This is a genomic window from Citricoccus zhacaiensis, assembly GCF_014645315.1.
In the GTDB taxonomy this organism is placed as follows: Bacteria; Actinomycetota; Actinomycetes; order Actinomycetales; family Micrococcaceae; genus Citricoccus; species Citricoccus zhacaiensis.
The window spans coordinates 1-761 of sequence record NZ_BMLQ01000022.1 but is presented as its reverse complement, the minus strand read 5'-3'; the positions used below and the strand labels follow the sequence as shown (position 1 = coordinate 761).

Annotated in this window: 1 protein-coding gene; it reads right to left on the bottom strand. The window is 72.3% G+C overall.

Annotated features, from left to right (window positions below; genetic code table 11):
- Positions 1 to 761, bottom strand: a 761-nt coding sequence (locus IEX49_RS16625; RefSeq protein ID WP_188807300.1) for an HAD-IC family P-type ATPase, incomplete at both ends; no start/stop codon positions are given.

The window sequence follows — 761 nt, the reverse complement described above, 5'->3', positions numbered from 1 at the left end:
GCGCCGATCGCCGAGACCACCGTGACCGGCACGGCGATGGCCAGGGCGCAGGGCGAGGCGGCCACCAGCACCACCAGGGCACGGGTGATCCACAGTTCCGGGTCCCCGAACAGGGACCCCAGGGCCGCGACGAGCACGGCCAGGATCAGCACCCCCGGCACCAGGGGCTTCGCGATCCGATCGGCCAGCCGGGCCCGTTGGCCTTTCTCGGCCTGGGCCTGTTCGACCAGGTGCACGATGGTGGTCAGGGAGTTGTCGGTGCCGGCGGCGGTGGCCTGAATCTCCAGGGCCCCGGAGGTGTTGATCGACCCGGCCGAGACCGCATCCCCGGGGCCAACCTCGACCGGGATGGACTCCCCGGTAATCGCGGAGGTGTCCAGGGAACTGCGCCCGGTGCGCACGGTCCCGTCGGTGGCGACCCGTTCCCCGGGCCGGACCACGAGCACCTGCCCAACCCGCAGGTCCTTGGCCTCGACGTCGATCGTGGCCGCGCCCTGGCGGATGGTGGCGGTCTCGGGCACGAGGCTCAGCAGGGCGCGCAGCCCGGCCCGGGCCCGGTCCATGGCCTTGTCCTCCAGGGCCTCGGCGATGGAGTACAAAAACGCCAGGGCGGCGGCCTCTTCGATGTAGCCCAGGATCACCGCGCCGATGGCGCTGATCGTCATCAGCAGCCCGATGCCCAGCCGGCCGCGGGTGAACAGCCCGCGCAGTGCACCGGGCACGAAGGTCCAGGCGCCGAGCAGCAGCCCGACCCAGAACAC